The organism is Streptomyces sp. NPDC056527 (assembly GCF_042794475.1).
Classification (GTDB): Bacteria; Actinomycetota; Actinomycetes; order Streptomycetales; family Streptomycetaceae; genus Streptomyces.
This window is the reverse complement of sequence record NZ_JBHTTQ010000028.1, coordinates 548-1,666: the sequence shown is the minus strand read 5'-3', so window position 1 is coordinate 1,666 and position 1,119 is coordinate 548. Positions and strand designations below refer to the sequence as shown.

General features: G+C 71.0%; 1 protein-coding gene and 1 pseudogene. Both read right to left on the bottom strand.

What is annotated here, in order from left to right:
* Positions 1-180 (bottom strand): annotated as a pseudogene (locus tag ACFQ7Q_RS16375) (lamin tail domain-containing protein); the annotation flags it as partial.
* 148 nt (positions 181-328) lie between these two features.
* Complete coding sequence (locus ACFQ7Q_RS16370) at positions 329-1,033, bottom strand: NADPH-dependent F420 reductase (RefSeq protein WP_383555055.1); 705 nt, start codon at positions 1,031-1,033, stop codon at positions 329-331.
* Positions 1,034-1,119 lie beyond the last annotated feature (86 nt).

Below are 1,119 nucleotides of genomic sequence, written 5' to 3'. Positions count from 1 at the left end.
GCGGATGACGACGTACTCGGCGTTCAGGCTCGCGTTCGCGCCGCGGTCGGTCCCGGGACTGTCGTAGTAGACCTTGTACAGGTGGACCGAGCCGGCCGCCTGCGCCGGCGAGGGCAGGGCGAGCAGGCCGCCGACGGCCACCGCCGTGACAGCGGCGGCCGCAGTACGCGTACGGAGCATGGGTTCCCCTTCGATGATGAGAGACGCCGAGCTTCCCCTATCGCGCCCGGCAGATGATCACCGTAGAGAGCGTTGGCCATCGAGCTGCGACGTGTTACCAAACCAGGACAGAACGAACTAACGTACGAAGACCTGGACAAGAGGAGGGTTAGGGCTCGTCGTCGATCGCGCCGGGAGCCAGGGCAGGGGAAGGGAAGGCGTGGCGTGCCTCGCCGCCGGACCACCACACACCGACGGCGAGGACCGCGGTGGCCTCCAGCAGCGCCGCGCGGGACAGTCCGCCGCATGGCAGCGGGGAGCAGCCCATCGAGGTGATCAGTTCCGCCATCAGTGTTGCTGCGGCGGCGGTGCTGGCACAGAACGGCACCGCCAGGGGCGCGCCTTCGAAGGCGGGCTGCGGCAGGGTCCAGATGCTTTCGTGGCAGATGCCGAAGACCTTGGCGACACCGGCGTCCGGGGCGGCTGCCGCGATGCGCGCGGCGACGGAGTCCGTGCCGCCGGTGGTGGTCAAGGAGGGCCCATCCGGGCTGGGCGCCATGGGTACCGTGCAGTCGAGGACCGTCCGCCCGGCCAGAAGAGGGGCGAGTTCCTGGGCCAGCAGTGGTGCGCTGTCCGCCGGTATGGCCATCAGGACTGCCTCGCCGTAGGCGGCCGCCTCGGTGAGGCTGGCGTGTCCGGCGGCTCCGATCCGGGCCGCGGTTGTGGCTGCGGCTGCCGCGTTCCGCCCGCCTACCAGGACCTGGTGCCCGGCGCGTACCCAGGCACCGCCCAGGGCTGTTGCCATCGAGCCGGTGCCGAGAATGCCGATGCGAATGATCCTGCTCCCCGTTGTGCTGGTGTCGTGGGATGTCATGCCGTGGACGCTAGGCGGGTCGATGCACACCGTCTGGGGGTGGGAGGAACCCCCCCCCAGGGGCCGAGGGGGGGGGGGGGGGGCCC

Bases quoted from the DNA above. Each gene is read 5' to 3' on its own strand.
- ACFQ7Q_RS16370 (WP_383555055.1), bottom strand. From the start codon at position 1,033: ATGACATCCCACGACACCAGCACAACGGGGAGCAGGATCATTCGCATC.